The sequence below is a fragment of the Mesorhizobium sp. M1C.F.Ca.ET.210.01.1.1 genome (genome assembly GCF_004791585.1).
Lineage (GTDB): Bacteria > Pseudomonadota > Alphaproteobacteria > Rhizobiales > Rhizobiaceae > Mesorhizobium.
In genome coordinates this window covers 331,067-345,111 of sequence record NZ_SRUU01000003.1, presented here as the reverse complement: position 1 = coordinate 345,111, position 14,045 = coordinate 331,067, and the positions used below count along the sequence as shown (strand labels likewise).

Annotated in this window: 15 protein-coding genes; 14 read left to right on the top strand and 1 reads right to left on the bottom strand. The window is 63.4% G+C overall.

Going from position 1 to position 14,045, the window contains the following annotated elements; genetic code table 11:
• Window positions 1-4 precede the first annotated feature (4 nt).
• The 5 genes from EN853_RS05685 to EN853_RS05665 all read left to right on the top strand — a co-directional run bounded on the left by EN853_RS05685 (window position 5) and on the right by EN853_RS05665 (window position 3,716).
• Window positions 5-454 carry a DMT family transporter gene (locus EN853_RS05685; protein WP_127857994.1) on the top strand — a complete coding sequence of 150 codons (450 nt, stop codon included), beginning with the start codon at window positions 5-7 and terminating at the stop codon, window positions 452-454.
• Entirely contained in the window at window positions 454-1,542 is a 1,089-nt protein-coding gene (gene queA, locus EN853_RS05680) for a tRNA preQ1(34) S-adenosylmethionine ribosyltransferase-isomerase QueA (protein ID WP_127857995.1), read from the top strand. The genes EN853_RS05685 and queA overlap by 1 nt, the downstream gene beginning before the upstream one ends.
• Window positions 1,532-1,801, top strand: a complete 270-nt coding sequence (locus EN853_RS05675; RefSeq protein WP_127857996.1) for a hypothetical protein — start codon at window positions 1,532-1,534, stop codon at window positions 1,799-1,801. The genes queA and EN853_RS05675 overlap by 11 nt, the downstream gene beginning before the upstream one ends.
• Window positions 1,794-2,924, top strand: a complete 1,131-nt coding sequence (gene tgt / locus EN853_RS05670; protein ID WP_127857997.1) for a tRNA guanosine(34) transglycosylase Tgt — start codon at window positions 1,794-1,796, stop codon at window positions 2,922-2,924. The genes EN853_RS05675 and tgt overlap by 8 nt, the downstream gene beginning before the upstream one ends.
• A gap of 66 nt (window positions 2,925-2,990) precedes the next feature.
• Window positions 2,991-3,716: an SDR family NAD(P)-dependent oxidoreductase gene (locus tag EN853_RS05665; protein WP_127857998.1), complete on the top strand. Its 726-nt coding sequence runs from the start codon at window positions 2,991-2,993 to the stop codon at window positions 3,714-3,716.
• A gap of 9 nt (window positions 3,717-3,725) precedes the next feature.
• Here the strand turns inward: EN853_RS05665 and EN853_RS05660 are convergent, their stop codons facing one another.
• Window positions 3,726-4,145 (bottom strand): DUF4864 domain-containing protein, encoded by a 420-nt coding sequence (locus tag EN853_RS05660; RefSeq protein WP_127857999.1) that lies wholly within the window; start codon window positions 4,143-4,145, stop codon window positions 3,726-3,728.
• A gap of 284 nt (window positions 4,146-4,429) precedes the next feature.
• Here EN853_RS05660 and EN853_RS05655 point away from each other — a divergent pair, with 284 nt between their 5' ends.
• The 9 genes from EN853_RS05655 to EN853_RS05615 all read left to right on the top strand — a co-directional run bounded on the left by EN853_RS05655 (window position 4,430) and on the right by EN853_RS05615 (window position 14,045).
• Complete coding sequence (locus EN853_RS05655; RefSeq protein WP_066992504.1) at window positions 4,430-4,666, top strand: Lrp/AsnC ligand binding domain-containing protein; 237 nt, start codon at window positions 4,430-4,432, stop codon at window positions 4,664-4,666.
• Window positions 4,667-4,834: 168 nt separating this feature from the next.
• Window positions 4,835-6,247: a circularly permuted type 2 ATP-grasp protein gene (locus EN853_RS05650; protein ID WP_167524382.1), complete on the top strand. Its 1,413-nt coding sequence runs from the start codon at window positions 4,835-4,837 to the stop codon at window positions 6,245-6,247.
• A gap of 104 nt (window positions 6,248-6,351) precedes the next feature.
• Window positions 6,352-7,293, top strand: a complete 942-nt coding sequence (locus EN853_RS05645) for an alpha-E domain-containing protein (RefSeq protein ID WP_127858001.1) — start codon at window positions 6,352-6,354, stop codon at window positions 7,291-7,293.
• Between the two features lie 20 nt (window positions 7,294-7,313).
• A complete protein-coding gene (locus EN853_RS05640) occupies window positions 7,314-8,108 on the top strand; it encodes a transglutaminase family protein (protein ID WP_127858002.1) in 795 nt (264 codons plus the stop codon).
• Window positions 8,109-8,139: 31 nt separating this feature from the next.
• A complete protein-coding gene (locus EN853_RS05635; protein WP_127858003.1) occupies window positions 8,140-8,871 on the top strand; it encodes a peptidase in 732 nt (243 codons plus the stop codon).
• Window positions 8,872-8,970: 99 nt separating this feature from the next.
• A complete protein-coding gene (locus EN853_RS05630) occupies window positions 8,971-10,383 on the top strand; it encodes a pyridoxal-dependent decarboxylase (protein ID WP_127858004.1) in 1,413 nt (470 codons plus the stop codon).
• 125 nt (window positions 10,384-10,508) lie between these two features.
• Window positions 10,509-11,276 carry a DeoR/GlpR family DNA-binding transcription regulator gene (locus tag EN853_RS05625; protein WP_127858005.1) on the top strand — a complete coding sequence of 256 codons (768 nt, stop codon included), beginning with the start codon at window positions 10,509-10,511 and terminating at the stop codon, window positions 11,274-11,276.
• Between the two features lie 129 nt (window positions 11,277-11,405).
• Complete coding sequence (gene glpD / locus EN853_RS05620; protein ID WP_127858006.1) at window positions 11,406-12,926, top strand: glycerol-3-phosphate dehydrogenase; 1,521 nt, start codon at window positions 11,406-11,408, stop codon at window positions 12,924-12,926.
• Window positions 12,927-12,965: 39 nt separating this feature from the next.
• On the top strand, window positions 12,966-14,045 hold the full coding sequence (locus EN853_RS05615) for an ABC transporter ATP-binding protein (protein WP_127858007.1): 1,080 nt from the start codon (window positions 12,966-12,968) through the stop codon (window positions 14,043-14,045).

The following is a 14,045-nucleotide window of genomic DNA, read 5'->3' as shown; positions in this document are numbered from 1 at the left end:
AACGATGATGGGCGCAGTCTGGTCGCTGCTTGGCATCCTGTCCGGCGCCTTCATCGCCATCCAGGCGCCGATCAATTCGCAATTGGCGCGCGGTCTTGGCCTTCCGGTCGCGGCCGCCGCCTTCTCCTTCCTGTCCGGCGCCATCGTGCTCGGCATCATCGCGGTCACCGTGGTGAAGCTGCAGGGTGTGTCGCTCGACTGGAAGGCGCCGGCGCCCTGGCTGTTCGTCGCCGGCGGCGTGCTCGGCGGCTTCTACGTCACGCTCTCGACCATCCTGACCCCTCGCATCGGCGCCGCCGCCCTAATGGCGTTTTTGGTCGCCGGCCAGCTGCTGGCCGGCATGCTCGTCGACCGCGCCGGCTTCCTCGGTGTCGCGGTGCGCGAGATTTCGCTTGGCCGCGTCGCCGGGGCCGTGTTGCTGCTGGCCGGAGCGCTGCTCATCCGGCTCTACTGATGCGCGTCGACCTTTTCGATTTCGATCTGCCGGAGGAGCGCATCGCGCTGCGCCCGGCCGAACCGCGCGACAGCGCCAGGATGCTGGTCGTCAGACCAGGCGACGGCCTGGAGGATCGAAATGTGCGGGATCTGCCGTCGCTGCTCAAGGACGGCGACGTGCTGGTGTTCAACGACACCAAGGTCATCCCGGCTCAGCTGAAAGGCATCCGCAGGCGCGGCGAGGCGATGGCCCAGGTCGAAGCCACGCTGCACATGCGGGTGGCGCCGGACCGATGGCAGGCCTTCATGCGGCCGGGCAAGCGCATCGCCGCAGGCGACCGCATCCATTTCGGCCATGACCAGAACTCCTGTTTCCTCGGCCAGCTCGACGCGACAGTGATCGAGAAGGGCGAGGCTGGCGAGGTGCTGCTCGGCTTCGATCTGTCCGGCCCGTTCCTCGACGAGGCAATGCACGCCGTCGGCCATATCCCGCTGCCGCCCTACATCGCCTCCAAGCGCGACGACGACGAGCGCGACCGCAGCGACTACCAGACCATCTATGCCAGGGAAGAGGGCGCGGTCGCCGCACCCACGGCCGGCCTGCATTTCACGCCGGAACTGTTCGCAGCGCTCGACGCCAAGGGCATCGAGCGCCGCTTCGTGACGCTGCATGTCGGCGCCGGCACTTTCCTGCCGGTCAAGGCCGACGACACCGCCGACCACAAGATGCATGCCGAAACCGGCTCGGTGAGCGCTGAGACGGCGCAGGCGCTCAATGCCGCACGGGAAAGGGGCGCGCGCATCGTCGCCGTCGGCACGACGTCGCTGCGCCTTTTGGAAAGTGCCGCGCGCGAAGACGGCAGGATCGAGCCCTGGTCGGGACCGACCGATATCTTCATCACGCCAGGCTACCGTTTCCGGACAGCCGACATGCTGATGACCAATTTCCATCTGCCGCGCTCGACCCTGTTCATGCTGGTCTCGGCCTTCAGCGGGCTGGAGACGATGCGTTCGGCCTATGCGCATGCCACCGACAATAGCTACAGGTTCTACTCCTACGGCGACGCCAGCCTGCTTTTCCGAGCGGAGACGAGCGATGGACGATGATCTGGAAGGACTGGACCGCGATGCGCTGATCGCGGAGGTGAAGAGGTTGCGCGCCGGCATTCGCGCGCACCGCGATTCGACCGGCCATGATCTGTGCTGGCATCACCCCGACCTCTGGGACCTGCTGCCGGAAAAGACCGAGCCGGCGATCGCCGTGCCGCCCTGGCCGAAATTCATGCGCGGCTGCATCCGCTACCGGCAGTCGCTCGACGAACAGGCAGCCGGCGCGCCGGTGCACGACAAGGAATTCGATGGCTGAGACGTTCTCCTTCAAGCTCACCGCCACCGATGGCAGGGCGCGGCGTGGCCTGATTTCGATGCCGCGCGGCGAGATCCGCACACCGGCCTTCATGCCTGTCGGCACCGGCGGCACCGTCAAGGCCATGTATATGGACCAGGTGCGCGGCGTCGGCGCCGACATCATCCTCGGCAACACCTATCATCTGATGCTGCGGCCCGGCGCCGAACGCATAGCAAAGCTCGGCGGCCTGCACGAGTTTGCCCGCTGGCCGCATCCGATCCTGACCGACAGCGGCGGCTTCCAGGTGATGTCGCTGTCGAAACTCAGGAAGCTGACCGAGAAGGGTGTCACCTTCCGCTCGCATATCGACGGGGCTCCCTACGAGATGTCGCCGGAGCGGTCGATCGAGATCCAGGGGCTGCTCGATTCGGACATCCAGATGCAGCTCGACGAATGCACCGCGCTGCCGGCCAAGCCGACGGAAATCGAGCGCGCCATGGAGCTGTCGCTGCGCTGGGCCGAGCGTTGCAAGACCGCGTTCGGCGACCAGCCGGGCAAGGCGATGTTCGGCATCGTCCAGGGCGGCGACAGCGCGGTCATGCGCGTGCGCTCGGCGCAGGCGCTGAAGGCGATGGACTTGAAGGGCTACGCCGTGGGCGGGCTGGCGGTCGGCGAACCGCAAGCGGTGATGCTGGAGATGCTGGAGATCACCTGCCCGGAACTGCCGGCCGACAGGCCGCGCTATCTGATGGGCGTCGGCACGCCGGACGACATCTTGAAATCGGTGGCGCGCGGCATCGACATGTTCGATTGCGTGATGCCGACGCGCGCCGGCCGCCATGGCCTGGCCTATACGCGTCGCGGCAAGATCAACCTGCGCAACGCCCGCCATGCCGACGATCCACGTCCGCTGGACGAGGAAAGCGATTGCCCGGCTGCGCGCGACTACTCACGCGCCTATCTGCACCATCTCGTGCGCTCGCAGGAATCGCTCGGCGCGATGCTGCTTACCTGGAATAATCTCTCCTACTATCAGAGGCTGATGCAGGACATCCGCGCCGCGATAGAGGCGCAGGCCTTCGAGGCGCGCGCGGCGGAGATTTCGGAAGGCTGGGCGCGGGGCGATATTGCGGCCATCTAGCCGCGGCTCTCCGGCGATTGACGGATAGGCAACTCGGGCGCAGATTTGCGCTTCGAGGGGTCAGCCATGGCCGTGACATACGACTTTGCCGGCAAGACGGCGATCGTCACCGGTGGTTCCAGGGGCATTGGTAGGGCAGTGGCCGCGCATTTGGCCCGGTCGGGTGCCGACGTTTGGATCTGGGACGCGGATCCAGTGCCGGCCGACGGAATCCGCAACCAGACGGTCGACGTGACCAAGGCCGGTGACATAAAGGCCGCCCTGACTGAGATTGTCGCTGGAACTGGCCGCATCGACATCCTTGTCAACAATGCTGGCTACCTCGGCCCTTACCACGGCTTCGAGACCTTCGATCCGGCCGAATGGCAGCGCATCATCGGTGTCAATCTCCTCGGAACGTTCGAGGTCACGCACCAGGTTTTGCCGGTCATGCGCCAGGCCGGCAGCGGCCGCATCATCAATATGGGGTCGCTTGCGGGCAAGGAAGGCTTGCCGAATCTTGCCGCCTATTCGGCGGCGAGCGCAGGCGTCATCGCCTTCACCAAAGCGCTGTCACGCGAGGTCTGCGACACCGGTATTCGCGTCAATTGCGTTGCGCCTGGTCCAATCGACACCGACCTTATCAGACGCCTCGGCAATGAAGTCGTCAGCGACATGATCGGCGCCAGCCCGTTGAAGCGGCTGGGTGCGGTGGACGAGGTCGCGGCGCTGGTGCTCTGGCTCTGTTCTGATGCGTCAAGCTTCAACACCGGCGCGGTATTTGACATGTCCGGCGGGAGGGCTCGGTATTGATATCGGCGGCTAGGTGCTGACCGAGGTCGAGGCGCGCAGGCTGCAGCCGGTGATCTTGAAGCTACCGTCCGGCTGCTGCTCCAGCGTATAGACCGCTTCATAGTCCTTGCCGTCGGGGCCGACGATCAGTACCTGCTGGATGATCGAGGCCGGTCCGGTCTGCTCCACCTTGCCGAAATTGTAGCTCTGCGGCCTGCGCACCGGCGCGTAGCCGTTGGTGACCATGTTCATGAAGGTCTCGACCGTCGGGAAGATCCGCTTCACGTTCGGGGCGGCGAAGCTGTAGGCGGTGGCGCCGTCATCGGCCAGGAAGGCCTTGAGCTGGCTGTCGATGACCGTTTGGGCCGCTTTGATCTCGGCGTCGCCGGCCAGGGCCATCGAAGCGATGAGCATTGGAACGAGAGCTAATGCGAACAATACGCGGCGCATGACCTGCCTCCCCGGAATTCGCTTGCGAATGCAATCTAACATACGCGCATCGGCGCGCCGCGGTTTCATCGCTGCAGAACATTCTTGGTACCCGCCGCTGCCAGGGGATGCCCGGCCCAAGGGGCACTCTGTCGCTCGTTATGGGCGGCAGCTCGTAGCCGGTGCGGCATGCCGGTCGCAATTGCGGCAAGCGGTCGCCAGGGCTCGTGCAGCCTGATGCTTGAAAGCCTGTCGCCAGTCTGCCACAAGGGCCGCTTATTGGTGAAGACTGGCAGGATCGGGCAATGAAGGCATTTTTCGTGCAGATAAAGTGCGATCTGGGCAAAGCCTATGAGGTCGCCAGCGCGCTCGCCGATGCCGAGATCGCCTCCGAAATCTACTCGACCGCCGGCAATTACGACCTGCTCGCAAAGTTCTATGTCGATGACGAAGAAGACATCGGCCACTTCATCAACGAGCGGGTGCAGATTCTGCCCGGAATCAAGGACACCTTCACCATCGTCACCTTCCGGGCGTTCTGAGCGCCCCGGCAATGCCCCGCCGCGAGGCAGTGCCTGACCCGGCATCGCTCCGGCTGCCCTAATCTTAGGCAGTTTGCATAGAGTGACCGTCGCCATCGCCCAAATCACCGATTGCGCTTGATTTTCTCCGGCGAGGCCAGTGAAATGGTTCCAGAGGGGAGTACGCGATTGGCAGCCTTCGACGAAATGCTTCCGGAAGTCTCCGGATTGAGAAGACCATACCAAGCTTACGATCGCTGGCTGAAGGAACAGGACCCGGCCAGGCTCACCCAGAAAATGCAGGACGCCGAGCGCGTGTTCCGCAAGACCGGCATCACTTTTGCCGTCTATGGCGAGCAGGAAGCCTCGGAGCGGCTAATACCCTTCGACATCGTCCCGCGCATCATTTCCGGCCAGGAGTGGCGCCGGCTGACGCAGGGCATAGAGCAGCGCGTGCAGGCGCTGAACGCCTTTCTCGACGATATCTATCACCGTCAGGAAATCTTGCGCGCCGGGCGCGTTCCCAGGGATCTTGTCGCTAGGAACGAAGCCTTCCTGCCCGAGATGATCGGCGTGCGGCCGCCGGCGGGCGTCTACACCCACATCATCGGCGTCGACATCGTCCGCATCAGCGAGAACGAATTCTATGTGCTCGAGGACAATGCCCGCACGCCGTCCGGCGTCTCCTATATGCTGGAGAACCGCGAGACGATGATGCAGCTCTTCCCGGAGCTGTTCCAGCAGATCAAGGTGCGGCCGGTCGAAAATTATCCGCAGCTGCTGCGCCAGTCGCTTGCCGCGGTGCGGCCGCAGAGCACAAAGGGCGCCCCCACCATCGCGGTGCTGACGCCGGGCTCCTACAACTCCGCCTATTTCGAGCACGCCTTCCTTGCCGACCAGATGGGCGTGCAACTGGTCGAGGGGCAGGATCTGCGCGTCGTCGACGGCCATGTCACGATGCGCACCACCGAAGGCTACAAGCAGATCGACGTGCTTTACCGGCGCGTCGACGACGCCTTCCTCGATCCACTGACTTTCCGGCCAGATTCGGCGCTCGGCGTGCCGGGCATCATGGACGTCTATCGCGCCGGCAACATCACCATCGCCAATGCGCCGGGCACCGGCATCGCCGACGACAAGGCGATCTATTCCTACATGCCCGAGATCGTCGAGTTCTACACCGGCCGCAAGGCGATCCTCGGCAACATCCCGACCTGGCGCTGCTCGGAGGCGGACAGCCTGAAATATGTGCTGGAGCACATCAGCGAGCTTGTCATCAAAGAGGTGCACGGCTCCGGCGGCTACGGTATGCTGGTCGGTCCGGCGGCAACCAAGAAGGAATGCCAAGAGTTCGCCAAGAAGCTGCAGGCGAAGCCGGCGAACTACATCGCCCAGCCGACGCTCGCGCTGTCGACCTGCCCGATCCTGACCGAGAAGGGCCTGTCGCCACGCCATGTCGACCTCAGGCCCTATGTACTCGTCTCGGACCGCATCCAGCTTGTGCCTGGCGGCCTGACCCGGGTGGCCCTGAAGGAAGGATCCCTCGTGGTCAATTCCTCGCAGGGCGGTGGGACGAAGGACACGTGGGTGCTCGATGATTGAAGAGGCCGGCAGTGAGCAGATGGGACAGAACAATGTCGACCGGACTTCGACCAGCCATTATTCGCTATTCGCTACTCTCTATTCGCTAGCCCGAAGGGCCTGACATGCTTCTCGGCCGCACCGCCAACGGTCTCTACTGGATGAATCGCTATATCGAGCGGGCCGAAAACATGGCGCGCTTGGTCGATGCCGGTTTGCGCATGGCGCTGACACGCACTCAGAACGCGTCTGAGGAATGGAACTCGGTGCTGCTCAGCGCCGGCTCCGACTATGCGTTCTCGCAGAAATACCAGGACTACACCGTCGCCAACGTGTCGGACTTCCTGCTGCGCGACACTTCGAATCCGTCGAGCACGATGTCGTCGATCGAGACGGCGCGCAACAATGCGCGCATGGTGCGCACGGCGCTGACGCGTGAGACCTGGGAGAGCATCAACGAAGCCTGGATGTCGCTGAAGCGCATGCTGGCGAGGCCGATCGACGAGCGCGACCTGCCGACCGTGCTCGATGCCATCAAGCGCGAGACGGCGCTGATCCGCGGCTCGTTCTACGGCACCATGCTGCGCAACGAGATCTTCGATTTCTCGCAGCTCGGTACCTATGTGGAGCGCGCCGACAACACCGCCCGCATCCTCGACGTGAAATACTATGTGCTCTTGCCGTCCATCTCCTGGGTGGGCTCGACGCTCGACAATTATCAATGGGAATCGATCCTGCGCTCGGTGTCGGCGCATCGCTCCTATCGCTGGGTCTATGATGCCGAGTACAAGCCGACCAACATCGCCGACTACCTGATCCTCAATGTCCGCATGCCGCGCTCGCTCACCTTCTGCTATCGCTTCCTTGGCGAACATCTGAAATTCCTCGCCGACGACTATGGCGAGCGCCATGCCTGTCACGCGACGGCCGAGAAGATCCAGGCAATGCTGAAGAAGGGGTCGATCAAGGACATTTTCGACCACGGCCTGCACGAGTTCCTGGTTGAATTCATTCGTGACAACACCAGGCTGGGCGACGAGATCGCCTTGGACTACCGGTTCTACTGAGCGCTGGAGAGACAAGCGCCATGCGGCTCAAGATCACCCACCGGACCGAGTACCGCTACGACGCGCCGGTGCAGTATCTCTTGCAGCGGCTGCGCCTGCTGCCGGTTAGCGGACCGACACAGACGGTTGCGTCCTGGGCGATCAAGATCGACGGCGCGCGCGAGGAGGTGCGCTTCACCGACCATTTCGGCAACGACACGCGGCTGGTGAGTGCCGAGGGCGGCCACCACACCATTACGGTCGAGGCAGCGGGCGAGGTGACGACGCGCGACACGGCCGGCGTATCCGGCCCGCACTATGGTTTCGCGCCGCTCTGGCTGTTCGGCCAGCAAACGCCGCTTACGACCGCCGGCGACGGCATTCGCGAACTGGCGGGCGCGGCGGGCGAGGGGACCGATATCGAGCGGCTGCACAGGCTGATGGCCACGATCCGGGAGCGCGTCGACTACAAGCCGGGCACGACGAGCGTCGTCACAGCGGCGGAGGAGGCCTTGGCGCTGAAGAGCGGGGTCTGCCAGGATCATAGCCACATCTTCGCCGCCGCGGCGCGTGCCATGGGTTTTCCCGCGCGCTATATCAGCGGCTATCTGATGATGGACGCTTCGGTCGAGCAAGCGGCGAGCCATGCCTGGGCGGAAGCGCATGTTCCGGGGCTCGGCTGGGTTGCTTTCGACCCCGCGAACGGTATTTCTCCCGATGAACGTTATGTGAGGGTGGCGACGGGACGCGACTATCGCGATGCCTCGCCGGTGTCGGGGATACTGCTGGGGCAAGCGGAAGAGAAGCTTGCCGTCACCGTCACGGTGGAGCAGTAATTTCCGCCAGGATTCGCTGCTAAAAAGAATCATGACCTATTGCGTCGGCCTCAAGATCGATCACGGGCTCGTGTTCATGTCGGACACGCGCACCAATGCCGGCATGGATTCGATCTCGACCTTCAAGAAAATGCATGTCTGGGAACAGCCCGGCGAGCGCGTCATCGTGCTGATGTCGGCGGGGAACCTCGCCACGACCCAGGCCGTGGTCAGCCTGCTCGACGAGCGCACCAAGGCAGTCGGCGATCGCCACGAGAAGCTGCTTGAAACACCATCCATGTATCAGGCGGTGCGGCTGGTCGGCGACACGGTGAAGGAAGTGATCGCCTATTCGTTGCCGGCCGGCGAAAAGGCCGATTCCTATTTCAACGCCTCCTTCATCCTGGGTGGCCAGATCAAGGGCAGTCCGCCCAGGCTGTTCATGATCTATCCGGAAGGCAATTTCATCGAGTCGACCGAGGACACGCCGTTCTTCCAGATCGGCGAAACCAAATACGGCAAGCCGATCATCATCCGCGCCTATGACCGTGCGATGAGCCTGGCGGAGACGGTAAAGCTGCTGCTCGTCTCGTTCGATTCGACGCTGAAGTCGAACCTGTCGGTCGGTCTGCCGCTCGACCTGCTCTACCTGGAGAACGACGCCTTCAAGGTCGGGCTCAAGAGGCGGATCGGCCAGGACGATCAATATTACCGCACCATCTCCGACGGCTGGTCGAACGCGCTGAAGACGGCCTTCGCCAGCCTGCCGGACTTCCCGGGGTAGGGCGCCCGTCCACGCAGCCGTTGCCTTGCTGTATTTGGCATGTCAATCAAAATTGAGATGCCCGGTCGACCTGCGTCCGGACAGCCGCCGGGAGGATGCATGGATAACAAGGAATTCCGCGACTGGTCGAGGCGCGCAGCCGATTGGGGCGCGGACTACAGGGCCAGCCTGCGCGACCGGCCGGTGCGGCCGGCAATCACGCCCGGGGAGATTTTCAGGAGCATTGAGGAGTCGCCGCCCGAAACGGCGGAGCCGATGGAAAAGATCTTCGCCGATTTCGAAGCGAAGATCGTGCCCGGTATGACGCATTGGCAGCATCCGCGCTTCTTCGCCTATTTCCCGGCTAACGCGGCGCCGGTTTCGGTTGTGGCCGAATATCTGGTCTCGGCCATGGCGGCGCAGTGCATGCTGTGGCAGACCTCGCCCGCGGCGACCGAGCTCGAGACCCGCGTCGTCGACTGGATGCGCCAGGCGCTCGGGCTGCCCGAAGGTTTTTCCGGCGTCATCCAGGATTCGGCATCGTCGGCAACGCTTGCCGCGGTGCTTACCATGCGCGAGCGCGCGCTTCAATGGCAGGGAAACAGACAGGGCCTCGCGGGGCAGGCGAGACTGCGTGTCTATTCCTCCGACCAGGTCCACACCTCGGTCGACCGAGCGATCTGGATTGCCGGAATCGGCGAGGAGAACCTCGTCCGCATCCCGGTTGCCGGCCCTTTCCGCGCCATGGAAACGGCGGCGCTCGAAGCGGCGATCATCGCCGACCGCGACGCCGGCCTGCTGCCGGCGGGCATTATCGCCTGCGTCGGCGGCACCAGCACGGGCGGCACGGACGACATCGCCGCCGTTTCGGCTGTCGCGAAGCGGCACGGGCTCTATCTGCATGTCGATGCGGCCTGGGCCGGATCGGCGATGATCTGCCCGGAATACCGCCATTTCTGGGCTGGCGTCGAAGGCGCCGATTCAATCGTCTTCAATCCGCATAAATGGCTGGGCGCGCAGTTCGACTGCTCGATGCAGTTCATTCGGCAGCCGGAAGATCTCGTGCGCACGCTTGCGATCAAACCCGAATTCCTCAAGACGCATGGTCATGACGGCATTATCAACTATTCGGAGTGGACCGTGCCTCTTGGCCGCCGATTCCGGGCGCTGAAACTCTGGTTCCTGTTGCGTGCTCATGGTCTCGAAGGCCTGCGTGCCATGATCCGCAGCCATGTCGCCTGGAGCGAAGGTCTTGCCGAACGCCTGGCCGGAGAAGCGGATTTCGAGATCGTCACCGAGCCGATGCTGTCGCTGTTCTCGTTCCGCCACCGCACCCCGGCGGGAGCTGACGCGGATGAGCACAATCTGCGCCTTGTCGATGCCATCAACACGGGCGGCCGCATCTATCTGACGCAGACCCGCGTCGACGGGCGGGTGGCGATCCGCTTCCAGGTGGGGCAGTTTGAGACTACGGCCGCCGATATCGATGCGGCGTTCGATGTCGTCACCGAGGTCGCGCGACGCCTTGCGTGACGGCACAGGTCCTGTTGCGAACCAGTTTGTCTTTGCGATCATATGAATTTCGTTAGCCGGCTTATCCCTTTTCATTGTTTTCGTTTTCCGATATAGACGGGAAAAGCGAAAATGGAGGATGCCGGATGTTTCTTTCGCCACGCCATGCAGAGATCATCCAGATGGCGAAGGATCATGGCCGGGTGCTGGTCGATGACCTTGCGACGCATTTCAGCGTCACACCGCAGACGATCCGCAAGGACCTCAACGATCTCTGCGATCAGCGGCTGCTGACCCGCATTCATGGCGGGGCGCTGTTTCCCTCCGGCATTGAGAACATGGAATATGAGGCGCGGCGCAAGATCGCTGCCGATGAGAAGGAGGCGATCGGCCGCGCCGCGGCCAGGCTGATTCCCGACAACGCCTCGCTGTTCATCAATATCGGCACCACGACGGAAGCTGTCTCGAAGGCGCTTCTCGACCATAACGGGCTTATGGTCATCACCAATAACATCAATGTTGCCAATAGGATGCGTATCTATCCTTCGATCGAGGTGGTGATCGCCGGGGGCGTCGTGCGCGGCTCCGACGGCGGTGTCGTCGGTGAAGCAGCCGTCGATTTCATCCGCCAGTTCAAGGTCGACTACGCCGTCATCGGCGCCTCGGCCATCGACCATGACGGCGCGCTGCTCGACTTCGATTTTCGCGAAGTGAAGGTGGCGCAAGCCATCATCGCCAATGCGCGTCACGTGATTCTCGTCTCCGACCAGACCAAATTCGAACGCACGGCGCCGGTTCGCATCGGCCATCTGTCGCAGGTCAACACCTTCATCACCGACCGCTGCGACATCCCCTCGGTACGCAGGATCTGCGAGGAAACTGAGGTTCGTTTGATCGAGACAGCGCTCGGATAAAGGGCCGTCTTGCGGGTATCTCACGCATCTGTGATATTTCGTTTGACATTCGTTCTTAGTTCGAAATAATTCCCCTACGGTTTCGCGAAACACAAAAATGGTGCAATGCGAAAATCGTGGAGGAACCCTGTGAACGCATCCCCGATCCATGACATTTTCGTCATAGGCGGCGGCATCAACGGTTGCGGCATCGCCCGCGACGCCGTCGGCCGCGGATTTTCGGTATACCTCGCCGAGATGAATGATCTCGCCAGCGGGACGTCCTCTGGTTCGACCAAGCTGATCCACGGCGGTCTGCGCTATCTCGAGTTCTATGAATTCCGCTTGGTGCGCGAAGCGCTGATGGAGCGCGAAATTCTCTGGAAGAACGCGCCGCACATCATCTGGCCGATGCGCTTCGTGCTGCCCTATGCCAAGGGCCTGCGTCCGGCCTGGCTGATCCGGCTCGGCCTGTTCCTCTACGACCATATCGGCGGGCGCAAGCTGCTGCCGGCGACGAAGACGCTGGATATGGCCAGCGATCCGGCCGGCAAGCCGCTGAAGCCGCTCTTCCGCAAGGCGTTCGAATATTCGGACGGCTGGGTCAACGATGCCCGCCTGGTGGCGCTCAATGCCCGCGATGCGGCCGACCGCGGCGCTGTCATCCGCACTCGCACCAAGGTGATAAGCGCGCGCCGCAACGGAGCGCTTTGGACGATAAAGATCCAGAATGTGCTGACCGGCGAGACCGAGGAAGTCCGCGCTCGCCTTCTCGTCAACGCCGCGGGGCCTTGGGTCGACCAGGTGCTGGCAAAGGCGGTCGGGCAGAACGACGTCCACAACGTCCGGCTGGTGCAGGGCAGCCACATCGTCATCGCCAAGAAGTTCGATGACCCGCGCGCTTATTTCTTCCAGAACAAGGACGGGCGCATCATCTTCGCCATTCCATACGAGGAAGAGTTCACGCTGATCGGCACTACCGACCGCGACTATCCGGGCGATCCGCATGACGTGAAGATCAGCGACGCCGAGGTCGACTATCTCTGCGCCGCGGCAAGCGAATATTTCGCTCAAGCCGTGAAGCGTTCGGACATCGTCTGGACCTATTCGGCGGTGCGCCCGCTCTATGACGACGGCGCCTCGAAGGCTCAGGAAGCGACGCGCGACTATGTGCTGAAGGCCGATGGCGGGGAGGGCGCAGCGCCTTTGATCAACGCTTTCGGCGGCAAGATCACAACCTTCCGCCGGCTGTCGGAATCGATGCTGGAGAAGATCGAGGGATTTCTCGGCAAGCGCGGCAAGCCGTGGACCGCCAATGCGCCGCTGCCAGGCGGCGATTTTCCGGCGACCGGCTTCGACGCGCAGGTCGCCAGGCTCAAGAACGCCTACCCGTTCCTCGACCAGCGGCTGGCGCGCAGGTTCACCCGGCTTTACGGCACGCGCGCCGAGAAGCTGCTTGGGCTCGCCAAGTCGAACGCCGATCTCGGCCGCAATTTTGGCGTCGACCTCTACGAGGCCGAGGTGCGCTATCTCGTCGAGAACGAATGGGCGGTCACCGCCGAGGACGTCTTGTGGCGCAGGACCAAGCGCGGCCTGCATTTCAGCCGCGAGCAGACCGCGGCGCTCGAAGAATTCATGCGCGGCCGGCGCCACGTCGCGGCGGCCGAATGAGGGTCGCCCGATAATGCGCAAGGCCCGGGAGGAGGCGTGATGCTGGAATTGAGAAACGTGACGAAGACGGTCGGCGCGCAGGAGCATATCCGCGACGTGTCGCTGACGCTTCAGCACGGCTCGCTGAACGTCCTGCTCGGGCCGACGCTTTCCGGCAAGACCAGCCTGATGCGGCTGATGGCCGGGCTTGACGCACCGACAACTGGTTCGGTCTGGTTCGACGGCAAGGATGTCACTGGGCAGCCGGTGCAGAAGCGCAACGTCGCCATGGTCTACCAGCAGTTCATCAACTATCCGGCGATGACCGTCTACGAGAACATCGCCTCGCCGCTTCGGGTCGCCGGCGTCGAGCAGGCCAAGATCGACAAGGAAGTCCGCAACGCCGCCGCGCTTCTCAAGCTCACGCCCTATCTCGACCGCACGCCGCTCAGCCTTTCGGGCGGCCAGCAGCAGCGCACGGCGCTTGCCCGTGCCATCGTCAAGAACGCCAGCTTGGTCCTGCTCGACGAGCCGCTCGCCAATCTCGACTACAAGCTGCGCGAGGAATTGCGGGCCGAGCTGCCGAAGATCTTCGCCGCCGCCGGCACCATCTTCGTCTACGCCACGACCGAGCCGCACGAGGCGCTTTTGCTCGGCGGCAACACGGCAACGCTGTCGGAGGGGCGCGTCACCCAGTTCGGCCCGACCGTCGAAGTGTTCCGCAAACCGGTCGACCTGGTGACGGCGCGAACCTTCGCCGACCCGCCGCTCAACACCATCGTGCTCGCCAAGAAAGGGTCGGATTTCCTGCTCGAAGGCGGCGTCAAGCTGCCGGTGCCGCCGGAACTGCTGAGCATTCCGGACGCCAGCTACACGATCGGCTTCCAGCCGCATCACCTGTCGCTCGAGCGTCCCAATGCCGGCGCCGTGCCGGTGCGAGCCAAGGTCACCATCACCGAGATCACCGGCTCGGAAAGCTTCGTCCATCTCGACTTCGCCGATGCGCGCTGGGTCATGCTCGCGCACGGCATCCTCGATTTCGAGACCGACGACGAAGTCGAGGTGTTCATCGATCCACGACACATCATGGTGTTCGACCAGAACGGCCGCGCCGTGACGGCGTCGAAGCTGGCGGCCTGA

What these genes read in the sequence shown, in the direction of transcription:
- EN853_RS05685 (WP_127857994.1), top strand. Translation starts at nt 5, where the DNA reads ATGATGGGCGCAGTCTGGTCGCTGCTTGGCATCCTGTCCGGCGCCTTC.
- queA (WP_127857995.1), top strand. Translation starts at nt 454, where the DNA reads ATGCGCGTCGACCTTTTCGATTTCGATCTGCCGGAGGAGCGCATCGCG.
- EN853_RS05675 (WP_127857996.1), top strand. Translation starts at nt 1,532, where the DNA reads ATGGACGATGATCTGGAAGGACTGGACCGCGATGCGCTGATCGCGGAG.
- tgt (WP_127857997.1), top strand. Translation starts at nt 1,794, where the DNA reads ATGGCTGAGACGTTCTCCTTCAAGCTCACCGCCACCGATGGCAGGGCG.
- EN853_RS05665 (WP_127857998.1), top strand. Translation starts at nt 2,991, where the DNA reads ATGGCCGTGACATACGACTTTGCCGGCAAGACGGCGATCGTCACCGGT.
- EN853_RS05660 (WP_127857999.1), bottom strand. Translation starts at nt 4,145, where the DNA reads ATGCGCCGCGTATTGTTCGCATTAGCTCTCGTTCCAATGCTCATCGCT.
- EN853_RS05655 (WP_066992504.1), top strand. Translation starts at nt 4,430, where the DNA reads ATGAAGGCATTTTTCGTGCAGATAAAGTGCGATCTGGGCAAAGCCTAT.
- EN853_RS05645 (WP_127858001.1), top strand. Translation starts at nt 6,352, where the DNA reads ATGCTTCTCGGCCGCACCGCCAACGGTCTCTACTGGATGAATCGCTAT.
- EN853_RS05640 (WP_127858002.1), top strand. Translation starts at nt 7,314, where the DNA reads ATGCGGCTCAAGATCACCCACCGGACCGAGTACCGCTACGACGCGCCG.
- EN853_RS05635 (WP_127858003.1), top strand. Translation starts at nt 8,140, where the DNA reads ATGACCTATTGCGTCGGCCTCAAGATCGATCACGGGCTCGTGTTCATG.
- EN853_RS05630 (WP_127858004.1), top strand. Translation starts at nt 8,971, where the DNA reads ATGGATAACAAGGAATTCCGCGACTGGTCGAGGCGCGCAGCCGATTGG.
- EN853_RS05625 (WP_127858005.1), top strand. Translation starts at nt 10,509, where the DNA reads ATGTTTCTTTCGCCACGCCATGCAGAGATCATCCAGATGGCGAAGGAT.
- EN853_RS05615 (WP_127858007.1), top strand. Translation starts at nt 12,966, where the DNA reads ATGCTGGAATTGAGAAACGTGACGAAGACGGTCGGCGCGCAGGAGCAT.